The sequence below is a fragment of the Rhizobium sp. ZPR4 genome (genome assembly GCF_040215725.1).
Taxonomy (GTDB): Bacteria; Pseudomonadota; Alphaproteobacteria; order Rhizobiales; family Rhizobiaceae; genus Rhizobium; species Rhizobium rhizogenes_D.
The window spans coordinates 111,789-125,355 of the sequence record NZ_CP157969.1; the positions used below are offsets into that span (position 1 = coordinate 111,789).

A 13,567-nucleotide genomic window follows, 5' to 3' on the forward strand; every position below is an offset into this window, starting at 1 on the left:
GGCTGCGTCATTCTCCGTTCAAAATCCTGAAGGTCAGGCAATATGGGCCCGATCCGGCGGGAACGCTGGCCATCTCGCAACCAGACGAATCCTTATGCCAGAGTCATTCCGACCGTTACCGAAGCCAACAGCTCAAAACGATTGCATGTCGAAAACCTGGCGAGCATAAGATGCCACGCGAACACGACACCTTCCTGATGGTGGACAATCCGCAGGATTTAACAAAATCGGAGCTGCAAATGAATGCGAATGACCGCCAGGAGCTTTGGTCGAAGATCGATGATTCCAAACAGCGCCTCATCGAACTGAGTGATCGCGTTTGGGGGATGCCCGAGGTTTGCTACACCGAAGTCCGCTCCGCTGCGGAACACAAGGCCGAGCTCCTGCATCAAGGCTTTCGCGTGAAAGAAGGGATAGCCGGAATTCCAACGTCCCTTGTTGGAGAGTTGGGCGAGAGCGGCCCTGTCATTGCATTCCTCGGAGAATACGATGCGCTGCCAGGCCTCAGCCAGGAGGCGGGTATTACCGAACACAAGCCTGTCGAGGCGGGCGGTCACGGTCATGGTTGCGGCCATAACCTGCTCGGCTCCGGTGCCATGCTCGCGGCTGTCGGGCTGGCGAACTTCCTGAAGGAAAAAGGAATTCCAGCGCGCGTTCGCTACTATGGATGTCCTGCAGAAGAAGGCGGCGCTGCCAAGGCCTTCATGGTGCGCGAAGGCGCGTTCGACGATGTCGATATCGCCATTTCGTGGCATCCCAACAGCTTCTGGGAGGTAGTGCCGCCATTATCATTGGCCAATACGCGCGCCGATTTCGTCTTCAAGGGGCGCGCTTCACATGCAGCAGCCACCCCACATCTGGGGCGTAGCGCATTGGATGCCGTTGAGCTGATGAGCGTTGGCGTAAACTACATGCGGGAACATATGCCGTCCGATGCCCGTGTGCATTCGGCCATACTGGACACGGGCGGCATCGCTCCCAATGTGGTTCAAGCCCATGCGCGTGTCCGATACTCGATACGCGCCATGGAATTGCAGGATATGCTCGATCTGGTGCAACGCGTCTACAAGATTGCGCAGGGCGCTGCCCTGATGACCGAAACCAGCGTGGAAATGAAGATTATCAGCGCAGTCTCCAACACCTTGGGCAACAAGCCGCTCGAGCAGGCTCTTTACAATGCGATGGAGGAGCTGGGCGTACCGTCTTTCGATGACGGGGATCGCGCATTTGCCAGGAAAATTCAGGGCACCTTGTCTGATGCCGATATCGCGGCCGAATACCAGGCGATCGGAATGCCCGTCACTGACGAGCCGCTCGCGACCTTTCTCACCCCGCAAAACGCAAATCGCAAGCCATTGATCGGGTCGACGGATGTTGGCGACGTCAGCTGGGTCGTCCCGACCGTTCAGGTTCACGCGCCAACGGTTGCGATCGGCACGCCGTTTCATACATGGCAGGTGGTGGCTCAAGGCAAGATGCCGGCGGCGCACAAAGCGATGGTGCACGCAGCAAAAGCGATGGCAGCGACAGGACTTGCCGCGATCACTGATCCGATATTGATGGAAGGTGCAAAAGCCGCCCTGGCCGAACAAACCGCCCGCAAACCCTATGTCAGCCCTTTGAAGGCGGATGTGATGCCGCCCCTGGATATGTCCAGGGGATAGTTGCTTCTCGCCTTGGCGCGTACGGATAACAGGCGGGCACGGCGTGCCCGCCGATCATTCTGCAATCCGCGGGTTACCGTCCGGCGTCGTTACCCTCTGCCAGCGGCACGAGCAATCCAAGCTTGACGTCACGCAATACAACATTGGTGTGCATGCGCCGGATCTGCGGATTTTCCGCCATGATCACGGCGGCGATGTCGTCATAATGCTCGACATCCCTGGCAGTGACGATTGCAATGAGATCGACGGCACCCGTGACATAATAGACCTGCTGGATATGGTCCTGCTTTTCCGCCCAAAGGCGGAACTTGGCAAGCGCATCGTAATTGTCCCGCTCGATTTCCATGCCGACGATGAACACCATCGGGGTCCCCGTCGCCTTGCGATCGACGACCGCGATTTCCGCCTTGATGATACCATCTTCGCGCAGTCGTTTCAGGCGCCGTTGCACGGCGGATGTCGAAAGGCCGACCTCTTCGGCGATCGCTTCGGCAGTGAGTTGGCAATTGCGCTGGACGATATCGAGAATATCGCGATCAAAGCGATCCAGGTTTTCCATTCCCCACTCCTTTAGGCGCCGATGAAATCAGGCGACAACATCTCTATTCTATCATAAAAGATGCACAAGGAATACATTTTTGCATTTTTTATGCAAAATGATCTGAAATTGCGCGCAAATTCCGCTCTTCTTCGCGATATTCTCCGCAAATTGTTTTTCATCGGAATTCTATATGACAGCGCGGTCCTCCCAGGCACTTTGTGTGGAAGATCTCCACAAGAGCTTTGGGTCACATCAAGTCCTCAAGGGCGTTTCAACCACCGCCAATCAAGGGGACGTGATTTCCATCATCGGCTCGTCCGGCTCCGGAAAAAGCACGTTTCTGCGCTGCATAAACCTGCTTGAAATGCCCGATCGCGGCCGCATCCTCGTCAACGGCGAGGAAGTCGTCCTGAGGCAGGGACGCCACGGACAGATGCAACCGAAAAGCTGGCGGCAGATCGAGCGGATGCGCAGTGGCCTGGGCATGGTATTCCAGAGTTTCAATCTCTGGGCCCACATGACCGTTCTCGAAAATATCATCGAGGCTCCGGTGCATGTTCTGGGCATCCCCCGTCGCGAGGCGATCGAAAAGGCGGAGGCTCTTCTCAATAAAGTCGGGCTTTACGACAAGCGCGATGCCTATCCGGCCTTCCTCTCCGGCGGTCAGCAGCAGAGGGCAGCGATCGCGCGCGCGCTTTGCATCGATCCGGCGGTTATGCTCTTCGACGAGCCGACATCGGCACTCGATCCCGAACTGGTCGGCGAAGTGCTCAAGGTGATCCGTGACCTCGCAGAGGAGGGTCGAACCATGCTGCTGGTCACCCATGAAATGCGCTTTGCCCGCGATGTCTCGAACCACGTTCTCTTCCTGCATCAGGGACGGATAGAGGAGGAAGGGCCGCCCAGGCAGATCTTCGACGCCCCAATCAGCGCTCGCTGTCGGGAATTCACCGGCATGCTGACGTCCTGATCCACATCTCATTCGCAGACAAAACCATTAGGAGAATCCCTTACATGAAACTGATTTCCACTCTATTCGCCGGGCTCGCCCTTACGCTCTCCGCCATGACGGCTCAGGCTGAGGTTCGCTTCGGCATCATGAACGAATCCTATCCGCCCTTCTTCGCCAAGGATGCCTCGGGCAAATGGCAGGGCTGGGAAATCGATATGATGGATGCCGTCTGCGAGCAGATGAAAGAGAAATGCTCGATCGTCGAGCTTTCCTGGGATGGCCTTATCCCGGCACTTCAGAGCAAGAAGTTCGATGTGATCTGGTCATCCATGTCGAATACGGCCGAGCGCTCGAAGGTCATCGATTTCACCGACAAATATTACAATACGCCCAGCACGCTGATCGGTCCGAAGGACCAGAAGCCAGGCGCAACTGCAGACGACGTCAAGGGCAAGACCATCGGCATTCAGGTGTCGACCATCCAGTCGGAATACTACAAGAAATACTTTGCCAAGGTCGCGGACGAGAAGACCTACCAGACGCTCGACGAGGCGTTTCAGGATCTCGCTGCAGGCCGCATTGACTATGTCTTCGGCGATTCACTCGCTCTCGACGCTTTCCTCAAAAGCGATGGCGGCAAGGATTGCTGCGCCAAGATGGGCGACGTGGCCGACGACAAGGAAATTCTCGGAGCCGGCGTTTCCGGCGGCCTTCGCAAGGAAGACACCGAACTCAAGGCAAAGCTCAACGCAGCGATCGCCGCAGTACGCGCCAGCGGCAAATACGACGAGATCACCAAGAAGTATTTCAGCTTCGATATCTACGGCGCCAAGTAAGAAATAGCGACGATGGCGACCTCCCAGCAAGGCATTCTGGACCTGCTCTCCCCCTATCCGCCCGGATGGGGTGGCGTGCTATTGACCGGAGCCGCCTCCACGGTCGCCATCTCCGCCGGCGCCTTTCTGATAGGCCTTCTGCTTGGTACTGGCGGTGCGCTGGGCAAGCTCTCCGGCATCAGGCCGCTCCGGCTCTTACTCGAACTCTACACCACCGCCGTCCGCGCGGTCCCCGAGCTGATCCTGATTGTCGGGCTCTATTATGCGGGAATGGATGGCCTCAATCGTCTCCTCGTCGCGCTCAATCTGCCCGCCTTCGAATTGAACGGCTTTGCGGTCGCGGTTGCCGTGCTCGGTTTCGTGCAGGGCGCCTATATGACGGAGGTGTTGCGCGGCGCGATCCTTGCGATCCCCGTCGGCCAGATCGAGGCAGCGAAGGCTTTCGGCATGGGGTCGCGCCTGCGCTTCCGCCGCATCATCCTGCCCGCCTTGCTGCCAAACGCCCTTCCCGGTCTTGCCAATCTCTGGATGTCGGTCACCAAGGACAGCGCTCTCGTCGCGGTCGTTGGCTATCAGGAGCTGGCTCTCGCCACACGTCTCGCTGGTGCTAGCACCAAGCACTATTTCATCTTTTTTCTGGCGTCCGCCCTCATCTACCTCGCTCTCACGCTCGTTTCGAACGCCCTCTTCAACCTGTTGGAGCGGCGCGTTCGGCGCGGCCAGCCCAAGATTGCCTGAGGAACGTTGACATGACCTTCTCGTGGATATCATCCTATTGGCCGCTTCTGTTAACGGGAGCCGTCCAAACGCTGTCGCTGCTTGTGATTTCCGTCGTCTTCGGTTTCATCATCGCCGTCGGCCTCGCCTTCGCTCAGGTCAGTGGCGGCCCCATCCTGCGCAGCCTTGCCCGCGGCTACTGCACCTTCTTCCGAGGCACGCCGCTGCTGATACAGCTCTGGTTGCTTTACTACGGTGTCGGCTCTCTCCTACCGATGATCCCGGGTATCCGTCAGAGCCTGTTCTGGCCGATCCTGCGCGAAGGTTTCTTCTTCGCGGCCGTCAGCTTCACGCTGAATTATGCGGCTTACGAGGCAGAGGTTTTGCGCGGCGCGTTGCTTGCGGTCCCGAAAGGCGAGCTGGAAGCCGGCCGCGCGTTCGGCATGCGGCCCTTCACGCTGACACGGCGCATCTGGCTGCCGCGCGCCATTCGCATCGCATTGCCGACGATCGGCGGCGAAATCGTCATGCAGCTGAAGGCGACGCCGCTCGCCTTCACCGTGACGGTGATGGATCTCTACGCCGTTGCCACGAAAGTTCGCCAGGACACGCTGCTCGTCTACGAACCGCTGATCGTCGTCACCGTCTTCTATCTCATCCTTACAGCCATCATCGCACGAAGCTTCCGTTTTCTGGAAGCGCAGGTACCGGTGCGGCGCTAACCCACGGCACGAAGGAGAGGTCAAACCTCCCCGCAGATCCGCGTTATTTTGGAGATTCCATTCATGAGCAAACTCTTGATCCTCGACGGCGGCATGAGCCGCGAACTGCTGCGTCTCGGCGCAGAATTGAAACAGCCGGAATGGTCGGCGCTGGCGCTCGTCAATTCGCCGGAGATCGTCCGGCAGGTCCATGACGAATTCATTGCCGCCGGATCGGACGTTGTTACAACGAACAGCTATGCGCTCGTCCCTTTCCACATTGGTGAGGAGCGGTTCTGGAAGGAAGGGGCCGATCTCATTGCCCTGTCCGGGCGGCTGGCGCGCGACGCCGCGAATGCCTGCAAGGATCGAAAAATCCTGGTCGCCGGTTCGCTGCCCCCGATCTTCGGCTCTTACGAGCCGCAGAATTTCGATCCGTCAAAGGTACAGGACTATCTCAAGGTTCTGGTCGAAAACCTCGACCCCTATGTCGATGTCTGGCTCGGCGAAACCCTCAGCCTGATCGCGGAGGCAGACGCGGTTCGGACTGCGGTCGCTGAAACAGGAAAGCCGTTCTGGATTTCCTTCACGCTGGCGGATGATGCCGCGCAAAGAAACGGCGCCTCGCCCAAGCTTCGATCCGGCGAAGCCGTCGCGGATGCGGCTCGGTGGGCGGCGTCATCTGGCGCCGACGCACTCCTGTTTAACTGCAGCAAACCGGAAGTCATGCGAGAGGCCGTCGACGCAGCAGCGGAGGTTTTCAACCGGAGCGGCAAGAACCTGCAGATCGGCGTCTATGCCAATGCCTTCGAGGGAGAGCAAGGCGAGTCCGCCGCCAACGAGGGCCTTCATGCGACCCGAGAGGACCTGAACGATGACGCCTATTCACGCTTCGCCTGCTCCTGGGTCGATGCCGGCGCAACGATGGTGGGCGGCTGCTGCGGAATTGGCGCCGGACATATTCATCGGCTGAAGAAGGCTCTCCTTAGTCCCCAAGGGGCGTAGGAGAGCCTTGGATCACCATCGATCCGGACGAGATCAGATAGGCTGTATCAGAACGATCAGGCAGCCTTGAAGGGAGCACTCGCAGCTCTGTAGGCGATGAGATCCTCGATCGTGACAAGATGGAGGCCATGCCGCTCGGCGAAAACTTCGAGCTCTGGAAGACGCGCCATCGTGCCGTCGTCGTTTGCCACTTCGCAGATGACGCCGGCCGGAGAAAGGCCGGCAAGCCTTGCAAGATCCACAGCTGCTTCCGTGTGCCCCGGGCGCGACAGGACGCCGTTTGGATGCGCACGAAGCGGAAAGATATGACCGGGCCGGGCAAATTCCTCCGGACGAGATCCGTCCCTGACGAGAGCCCGAACAGTCGCCGCTCTGTCGGCGGCGGATATTCCGGTCGTGGTTTCCGGGATGTAGTCGACCGAAACGGTAAACGCGGTCCTCAGAACTTCCGTGTTGCGCGGCACCATCAACGGAATGTCGAGCTCGTCGAGCCTTTCGCCCTCCATCGGAACGCAGATGAGACCACGGGCATGGTTCATCATGAAGGCGATCGCCTGCGGCGTGACTGCTTCGGCAGCAATCACCAGGTCGCCTTCGTTTTCGCGGTCGAGATCATCGACAACCACGATGATCTCGCCTCGCGCAATCGCGGCGATCGCATCTTCAATTTTCGAAATTGCCATTTTCCTGCCTTTCAAGGGTTGCCGTTAAAACGGCGTGCATGGCCGGTCAAAGCCACCATTTTCCCTTGGGCGAACAAGCATGTGAACGCCACCATCAAGCGGCGTCTCCTGCGTTGCTCTCTTCCATCCGGACTATGACCGTCGGCTCCGGCATCTCACCGGATCTGCTGACCCTTCCGAAAGCTCGGAAGGCGCTCGCCGGCTCGAGGAAACTCCTCATACCGCCGGTGGGGAATTACACCCCGCCCTGAGAACAAGTGAAAGATAAGGGATCAACGCCTCATTCCGCAAGAGGCTTTGATCGCCGAATCGTCGAGAATTCGATCCGCCCGATGAACGCACCGTTCCTCATTGTCGAACTACGACATGATCAAGCCGCCATCGACATTGATCGTCTGTCCGGTGATATAGGCGGCATCGTCACTGGCAAGGAAAGTGACGAGGCCGGCAACATCTTCACCCGACCCAGCCCGTTTCATCGGAATGCCTTCGACCCATTCCTTCATGAGCTCGCCGGGACCGTAATTGCCGAGCAGCTTGCCCCATGCCTGGTCGTTATAGGCCCACATGTCGGTTTCGATGATGCCCGGGCAAAAGGCGTTCACGGTAATGCCCTCGGTCGCGACTTCCTTGGCAAGGCTCTGGGTAATGCCGACGACGCCCATCTTCGATGCCGCATAATGCGGCGTATAGATGAAGCCGTCGCGCGCCTGGCCGGAGGCGGTATTGATGATGCGGCCGCCACGGCCATGCTTGCGCATGCGGGCGATCGCCTCCTGGGCGCAGAGGAAGACGCCCTTGGTGTTGACGGCCATGACCTTGTCCCATTCGTCCTCGGTCATATCCTCGACGCGGGCGATGGTGATGACGCCGGCATTCTGGATGGAAACATCGACGGCGCCGAAGGCCGCCTCGGCAGCGTCGTAGAGACCTTTCACACTGGCCTTGTCCGTCACATCGCCGACGAAGGAAATCGCTTTGCCGCCGTCAGCCTTGATCGCATCGGCGACCGTATGGACCGAATCCTCGTTGGCGGAAACCACCAGATTGGCGCCCTCGCGGGCAAACCGTTTGGCGATCGCAGCCCCGATGCCGCGGCTTGCGCCAGTGATGACGACGGTCTTGTTTTCGAAGCGTTGCATTCTCTGTTCCTTTCGCGGTGACAGCCACACCAGGCGCCGGCTCGAGGGGCCGATCGCCCTGCCTGTTGCTGGCGATTTCAAACGGCCGCCGTAATAATCCCGGCAAACTCCGATGCCTTCAGCGATGCGCCTCCGACGAGAGCGCCATCGACGTTGGAAACGCCGAAGATCGCCTTTGCATTCGACGCCTTGACCGAGCCGCCGTAGAGGATCCTGACGCGAGTTCCATCGTCTCCCAGCTTCTCGTTAAGCATCTGGCGGATGAACAAATGCACTTCCTCTATCTGCTCGAGGGTCGGAACCAGTCCTGTCCCGATCGCCCATACGGGTTCATAGGCGATCGTCGTGTTGGAACTGGTCGCTGTTTCGGGAATTGAGCCTTCAAGCTGAGCACGAACCACCTCGATCGCCCTTCCCTCGTCTCGTTCTATGCGCGTCTCGCCGACACAAATGATGCTTGTCAGCCCCACCCTGTGAACCGCGGCAGCCTTGCCCGCGACTGCGGCATCCATTTCCTTGTAGGCGGAGCGGCGTTCGGAATGTCCGAGGATGACGAAGCGAGCGCCGATTTCGGCGAGCATCTCGGCGGAAACGTCTCCGGTATAGGCGCCTGCGGCCTGCGCATGGCAATCCTGTGCGCCGACGGCAATCGTCGAGCCTCCAGCGCATTCGGCCGCCTTTTCCACCAGCGTGAAGGGCGGGCAGACGACGATGTCACATGCCGCCTCGCCCGTTATTCCCTTCAGCGCCTCGATCTCAGCCAGGGAGGAAGCGAGACCGTTCATTTTCCAGTTGCCGGCAATCAGTTTCTTCATCGCATCACCAGCAGCAGAAGCCGCCATCGACGAGCAGGTCGACGCCCGTCACGAAGCTCGCGGCATTCGACAGTAGGAAGACGGCAGGTCCGACCATCTCATCGACCGTTGCCATACGCTGCATCGGCGTCTGCTCCTCGAAGAGCTTGGTCTGATGAACCATTTCCGGGCGCGTATTCATCGGCGTCGCGGTATATCCCGGCGAGATGGTGTTGACGCGGATGCCGCGGCCAACCCACTCCATCGCCAGCGACTTCGACATGTGGATCACGCCCGCTTTTGAGGCGTTGTAATGGGCCTGGCTCAGACCCCGATTGACGATCACACCCGACATGGAGGCGATGTTGACGATCGATCCGCGTCCGTTTTTCAGCATGGCGCGTGCTTCTGCCTGGCAGGACAGAAAAATGCCCTTCAAGTTGATGTCCATCAGCGTCTGGTACTGGTCTTCCTCCATCTCCTCCGCAGGATTGGCGTTGGCGATACCGGCGGCATTGACCGCAAGTGTCAGCGGACCGAGTTCCGCCTCGGTACGCGCAACCGCCTCCCCGAGAGAGGACTTGCTGGTGACGTCAGCCGCGATCTGGAGGGAGCGACGACCGGCCGCCTCGATATGCGAGGCCGTGTTCGCCAGGCCATCGTCGGAGCGACGATCAAGAAGCGCTACATCGGCGCCGCATTGAGCAAGGCCGATTGCGATGCGTTGCCCGATCCCGCTTCCGGCGCCGGTCACGAGCGCGACCTGTCCCTTGAGATCGAAGAGTTTCGGGGCGTTCAGAGTGATGTCGGACACCGCTCTTCCTTTCTGTTTGTCTAGAGCGTTTTCGCTTTTCTTCGATCGCGAAAACGCTCTATGTTGTTGTTTCTTTAGGCATTCCAGACGGAAAACCGCTACGCAATTTTCCTGGAAATGCTCTAGATTGTCGCGAGTTCCATGACCGAGACGTCGTTCGCCTCGTCACGATTGAGAATGCCTGCCTGCTTGCCCTGGGCAAGCACGAGAATTCGGTTGGAGACGCCAAGAACCTCCTCAAGATCGGAGCTGACGACGATCACCGCGACACCCTGTTTCGCCAGGTTCACGATGATGTCGTAGATGCCGGCTCTGGCGCCGACATCGATGCCCCGGGTCGGTTCATCAAGGACGACGACCTTGGGGTCGCGCATCAGCCACTTCGCGATGACGACCTTTTGCTGGTTGCCGCCCGACAGGTCTGACGCATATTGCTCGGCCCGGCCCTTGACGCCGAACTTCGCCACCGCCTTCTCGGCAAAGGCGCGCTTGACGCGCGATGTGATCCAACGTCCGCCGAGCTTGTCGAGATTGGCGTAGATGATGTTTTCGCTGATGCGATGACCGACGACGAGACCTTGTTCCTTGCGATCCTCGGGCACCATGACGATGCCCTTTGCGATCGCATCCGCCGGATCGCGAAGCTTGAGCTCCTTGCCCTCCAGCTTGATCGAACCGGCGCTGATCGGATCGGCCCCGGAAATGGCGCGAACGAGTTCCGTGCGGCCGGCACCAACCAACCCGGCAATGCCGAGAATCTCGCCGGCCCGAACGTCGAACGTCACATCCCGAAATGAATCGTCGGGAGAAGTCAGCCCATTGACCTGTAGTACCGCCCGGTCCGTCGGCTCGGGAAGAGCCGGAAACATCCGGTCAAGCGAACGACCGACCATGCTTTCGACGATGGTGCGAACGGGGGTGCCGCTATCGGCAAACTCCTGGACGCGCTCGCCATCGCGCAGGACGACGATGCGGTCGGTGATCTGCTTGATCTCCTCCATGCGGTGCGAAATGTAGACAATGCCGACGCCTTCGGACCGAAGCTTTCTTACCTGCTCGAACAGGGCCTCGGTCTCCGCGCCGCCGAGCGCCGCGGTCGGTTCGTCGAGGATCAGCAGCTTGGCATTGAGCGCTAGCGCCTTGGCGATTTCGATGAGCTGCTGGTTGGCCGTCGACAGGCCCGCGACCTTGCGCGTCGCCGGAATATGCAGGTTCAGGCGTGCAAGCTGTTCCTGCGCGCGCCGGACCATCTGGGGGCGATCGACGGCGCCATTCTTCATCGGCCACCGCCCGATGAAGACATTTTCGGCGATCGAAAGATGCGGCAAGAGCTGCAATTCCTGATGGATCAGGACGACACCCTTGTCGATCGCGTCGCGCGGGGTGGCCGGGGCATAAGGCTGCCCCAGCCATGTCATTGTTCCCTCGGAGGGTGTGCGTGACCCGGCGATAATGCCCGACAATGTCGACTTGCCGGCGCCGTTCTCGCCGAGAAGCGCGACCACCTCACCCGGATAGACATCAAGGCTGACATTCTTCAGCACCTGAAGCGGTCCGTAGCGCTTGGATATGCCTCTCAGGGAAAGAACGGGCTCAGTCACGGCACACCTCCTCAAGATTTCAGGACGATTACGGATGGTTGGCGATAAAGCCGGCCACGTTTTCCTTGGTCGTCAGCGTGGCGTCCATGAGCTGCACTGCGGGCACCTTCTCGCCGGCGACGAGCTTGACGGCATTGGCGACCGCATCGCGGCCCATCTTCTGCGTCTGCTGTGTCGCAGTGACGTCGAAGACACCCTTGCTGAGTGCTTCGAGAGCGGCGGTGTCACCATCAAAGCCGCCGACAACGATCTTCTGGGATGGGTTAGCAACCTTGATCGCCTGTGCTGCGCCGAGTGCAAGCGCGTCGGCCTGAGCAAACACGATCGATACGTCAGGATTTGCCTGCAGCATGTTCTGCATGATCTGGAATCCCTCGTCCTGGGCCCACATGTTGGAATACTGCTCGGCAACCACCTTCACGCCGGGATTCGCCTTCAGCGATTCAGCGCAACCCTTGCTGCGGTCGACTTCAGGCGTCGTGCCTTTCTGGCCGTGGATGATGACCATCTTGCCCTTGCCGCCGGCCTGCTTGAGGATGTAGTCGCAAACGGCCTTGGCGGACGCGACGGAATCCGTTGCAAGGAAGGTGTCGCCGGGGGCACCGTCGGCGTTGCGGTCGACGTTGACAACCGGAATGCCGGCATTCTTGGCAAGCTTTACGGGAACGCTTGCCGCCGCAGCACCGGCCGGAATATAGATCAAGGCATCGATGTTCTGGGTCAGCAGATCCTGGATCTGGTTGATCTGGGTCGGGCCATCGCCCTTGGCATCCACGGTAACCACCTGGATGCCGCGCTTCTTGGCTTCATCCTCGACGGACTGCTTGATCTGGTTGAAGAAGTTTGCCTGCAGGTTTGCAACAGCCAGACCGATCTTCTTGGTGTCTTTTGCCTGAACAGAACCCAATGACATCGCAAGCACGGCGGCCGAGGCCAGAAGAATGCGCGCAAATTTCATTTTATTTCCTCCTTTTTTCAGTGAACCCTTGGGTACGTCCTCCCCCTCGGGCATGTGATCCGCTCCAAACCTCTCGGAGAGGAACTGGTAAAGGTCCGCCGAACGCGGACCTGAATGTCAGGCCCGCCGCCTACGGATCGTTTCCGCGCCGACCGCAAGTACGATGACGATGCCGATGATGACCTGCTGCAGGAATGGCGAGACATTGAGCAAGTTGAGACCGTTGCGCAGAACGCCGATGATCAGGACACCGATGAGCGTGCCGCCAATGCCGCCAGATCCCCCGGAAAGAGAGGTGCCACCAATGACGACGGCTGCAATCGTGTCGAGCTCGTAACCAAAGCCGCTCGACGGCTGAACAGAGTCGAGACGCGCCGCCAGCACGATACCGGCCAGACCGGCCAGCACCGCGCTTGCGACATAGACGGCGATCGTCACGAGCTGGACATTGATGCCGGCGAGACGAGCAACTTCCGGATTGCCGCCCACGGCATAGAGCATGCGCCCCTCGGAGCGGAAGTGCAGGAACACCCAGGCCACGGCGACAACCGCCAGCATCAGGAAAACCGTCGCGGTCAGCACGCCGAAATGCCGATCGATCGCTAGCATCATGAACCAATCGGGAAATCCGACGATCTGCTGCCCATCCGTGATCATGTTCGCGACGCCGCGTGCGGCCGACATCATCGCCAGCGTCGCAATAAAGGCCGGAACCCGGAATAAGGTCACGAGAAGTCCGACGATCAGTCCGCTGACCGCGGAAGCGACGAGCGCGACTGCAATCCCCGCGACAAGCGGCAGGCCGGCAATATTTGCCGTCCAGCCCATGACCATCATGGCCAGCGCAAGGACCGAACCAACCGAAAGATCGATGCCGCCGATCAGGATGACGAAGGTCATGCCGACGGCCATGATCCCAAGCACGGTGATCTGATCGAGAATGTTGAGGCCGTTGCGAAGCGAGAGAAACGCATCGGTGCTGAGGCTCAGGAAAACGCAAAGAGCAAGCAAGCCAACAAGGGGTCCAGTAGCGCCGGTGAGCTTTTTCAGCCACGTCACGGACGGACGGCTCTGTTCATTGACGTCGATCGCCACCATCATTCCTCCCAGGGACCTGAGGCTAGCGGCCATGCCTGGCGGCTAGGTTTTCAAGCTAGAA

14 protein-coding genes and 1 riboswitch are annotated in these 13,567 nt (G+C 59.5%); of the genes, 6 read left to right on the forward strand and 8 right to left on the reverse strand.

All coding sequences use genetic code 11. The features are described from left to right. The first annotated feature begins 239 nt into the window (after positions 1-239). Complete coding sequence (locus ABOK31_RS28370) at positions 240-1,664, forward strand: M20 family metallopeptidase (RefSeq protein ID WP_349962869.1); 1,425 nt, start codon at positions 240-242, stop codon at positions 1,662-1,664. Positions 1,665-1,737: 73 nt separating this feature from the next. On the opposite strand, the gene ABOK31_RS28375 is transcribed toward ABOK31_RS28370, so the two are convergent. Beyond that, entirely contained in the window at positions 1,738-2,223 is a 486-nt protein-coding gene (locus ABOK31_RS28375; protein WP_174172452.1) for an Lrp/AsnC family transcriptional regulator, read from the reverse strand. 172 nt (positions 2,224-2,395) lie between these two features. Here ABOK31_RS28375 and ABOK31_RS28380 point away from each other — a divergent pair, with 172 nt between their 5' ends. The 5 genes from ABOK31_RS28380 to ABOK31_RS28400 all read left to right on the forward strand — a co-directional run bounded on the left by ABOK31_RS28380 (position 2,396) and on the right by ABOK31_RS28400 (position 6,416). Then, positions 2,396-3,175, forward strand: a complete 780-nt coding sequence (locus tag ABOK31_RS28380) for an ATP-binding cassette domain-containing protein (RefSeq protein WP_349962149.1) — start codon at positions 2,396-2,398, stop codon at positions 3,173-3,175. Between the two features lie 44 nt (positions 3,176-3,219). Further along, positions 3,220-3,993: a transporter substrate-binding domain-containing protein gene (locus ABOK31_RS28385; protein ID WP_349962151.1), complete on the forward strand. Its 774-nt coding sequence runs from the start codon at positions 3,220-3,222 to the stop codon at positions 3,991-3,993. 12 nt (positions 3,994-4,005) lie between these two features. After that, positions 4,006-4,731, forward strand: a complete 726-nt coding sequence (locus tag ABOK31_RS28390; protein ID WP_349962153.1) for an ABC transporter permease subunit — start codon at positions 4,006-4,008, stop codon at positions 4,729-4,731. Between the two features lie 11 nt (positions 4,732-4,742). Beyond that, on the forward strand, positions 4,743-5,432 hold the full coding sequence (locus ABOK31_RS28395) for an ABC transporter permease (RefSeq protein WP_349962155.1): 690 nt from the start codon (positions 4,743-4,745) through the stop codon (positions 5,430-5,432). A gap of 63 nt (positions 5,433-5,495) precedes the next feature. Continuing rightward, entirely contained in the window at positions 5,496-6,416 is a 921-nt protein-coding gene (locus tag ABOK31_RS28400; protein ID WP_349962157.1) for a homocysteine S-methyltransferase family protein, read from the forward strand. Positions 6,417-6,472: 56 nt separating this feature from the next. Here ABOK31_RS28400 and ribB read toward each other — a convergent pair whose 3' ends face one another. The 7 genes from ribB to ABOK31_RS28435 all read right to left on the reverse strand — a co-directional run bounded on the left by ribB (position 6,473) and on the right by ABOK31_RS28435 (position 13,506). Further along, complete coding sequence (gene ribB, locus ABOK31_RS28405; RefSeq protein WP_349962158.1) at positions 6,473-7,099, reverse strand: 3,4-dihydroxy-2-butanone-4-phosphate synthase; 627 nt, start codon at positions 7,097-7,099, stop codon at positions 6,473-6,475. Positions 7,100-7,210: 111 nt separating this feature from the next. Beyond that, positions 7,211-7,358: riboswitch (FMN riboswitch) on the reverse strand. Positions 7,359-7,458: 100 nt separating this feature from the next. Next, complete coding sequence (locus ABOK31_RS28410) at positions 7,459-8,241, reverse strand: glucose 1-dehydrogenase (RefSeq protein ID WP_349962160.1); 783 nt, start codon at positions 8,239-8,241, stop codon at positions 7,459-7,461. A gap of 77 nt (positions 8,242-8,318) precedes the next feature. Then, positions 8,319-9,056: a triose-phosphate isomerase gene (tpiA, locus tag ABOK31_RS28415; protein WP_349962162.1), complete on the reverse strand. Its 738-nt coding sequence runs from the start codon at positions 9,054-9,056 to the stop codon at positions 8,319-8,321. A gap of 4 nt (positions 9,057-9,060) precedes the next feature. Further along, positions 9,061-9,849, reverse strand: coding sequence for an SDR family oxidoreductase (locus tag ABOK31_RS28420; RefSeq protein WP_349962164.1), 789 nt, complete (start codon positions 9,847-9,849; stop codon positions 9,061-9,063). Positions 9,850-9,971: 122 nt separating this feature from the next. Further along, positions 9,972-11,450 (reverse strand): sugar ABC transporter ATP-binding protein, encoded by a 1,479-nt coding sequence (locus ABOK31_RS28425; RefSeq protein WP_349962166.1) that lies wholly within the window; start codon positions 11,448-11,450, stop codon positions 9,972-9,974. Between the two features lie 28 nt (positions 11,451-11,478). Next, positions 11,479-12,408 carry a sugar ABC transporter substrate-binding protein gene (locus ABOK31_RS28430; RefSeq protein WP_075855984.1) on the reverse strand — a complete coding sequence of 310 codons (930 nt, stop codon included), beginning with the start codon at positions 12,406-12,408 and terminating at the stop codon, positions 11,479-11,481. 117 nt (positions 12,409-12,525) lie between these two features. Then, positions 12,526-13,506: an ABC transporter permease gene (locus tag ABOK31_RS28435; protein WP_174172462.1), complete on the reverse strand. Its 981-nt coding sequence runs from the start codon at positions 13,504-13,506 to the stop codon at positions 12,526-12,528. Positions 13,507-13,567 lie beyond the last annotated feature (61 nt).

Coding starts and splice junctions, on each gene's coding strand:
- ABOK31_RS28370 (WP_349962869.1), top strand. CDS start 240: ATGAATGCGAATGACCGCCAGGAGCTTTGGTCGAAGATCGATGATTCC.
- ABOK31_RS28375 (WP_174172452.1), bottom strand. CDS start 2,223: ATGGAAAACCTGGATCGCTTTGATCGCGATATTCTCGATATCGTCCAG.
- ABOK31_RS28380 (WP_349962149.1), top strand. CDS start 2,396: ATGACAGCGCGGTCCTCCCAGGCACTTTGTGTGGAAGATCTCCACAAG.
- ABOK31_RS28385 (WP_349962151.1), top strand. CDS start 3,220: ATGAAACTGATTTCCACTCTATTCGCCGGGCTCGCCCTTACGCTCTCC.
- ABOK31_RS28390 (WP_349962153.1), top strand. CDS start 4,006: ATGGCGACCTCCCAGCAAGGCATTCTGGACCTGCTCTCCCCCTATCCG.
- ABOK31_RS28395 (WP_349962155.1), top strand. CDS start 4,743: ATGACCTTCTCGTGGATATCATCCTATTGGCCGCTTCTGTTAACGGGA.
- ABOK31_RS28400 (WP_349962157.1), top strand. CDS start 5,496: ATGAGCAAACTCTTGATCCTCGACGGCGGCATGAGCCGCGAACTGCTG.
- ribB (WP_349962158.1), bottom strand. CDS start 7,099: ATGGCAATTTCGAAAATTGAAGATGCGATCGCCGCGATTGCGCGAGGC.
- ABOK31_RS28410 (WP_349962160.1), bottom strand. CDS start 8,241: ATGCAACGCTTCGAAAACAAGACCGTCGTCATCACTGGCGCAAGCCGC.
- tpiA (WP_349962162.1), bottom strand. CDS start 9,056: ATGAAGAAACTGATTGCCGGCAACTGGAAAATGAACGGTCTCGCTTCC.
- ABOK31_RS28430 (WP_075855984.1), bottom strand. CDS start 12,408: ATGAAATTTGCGCGCATTCTTCTGGCCTCGGCCGCCGTGCTTGCGATG.
- ABOK31_RS28435 (WP_174172462.1), bottom strand. CDS start 13,506: ATGGTGGCGATCGACGTCAATGAACAGAGCCGTCCGTCCGTGACGTGG.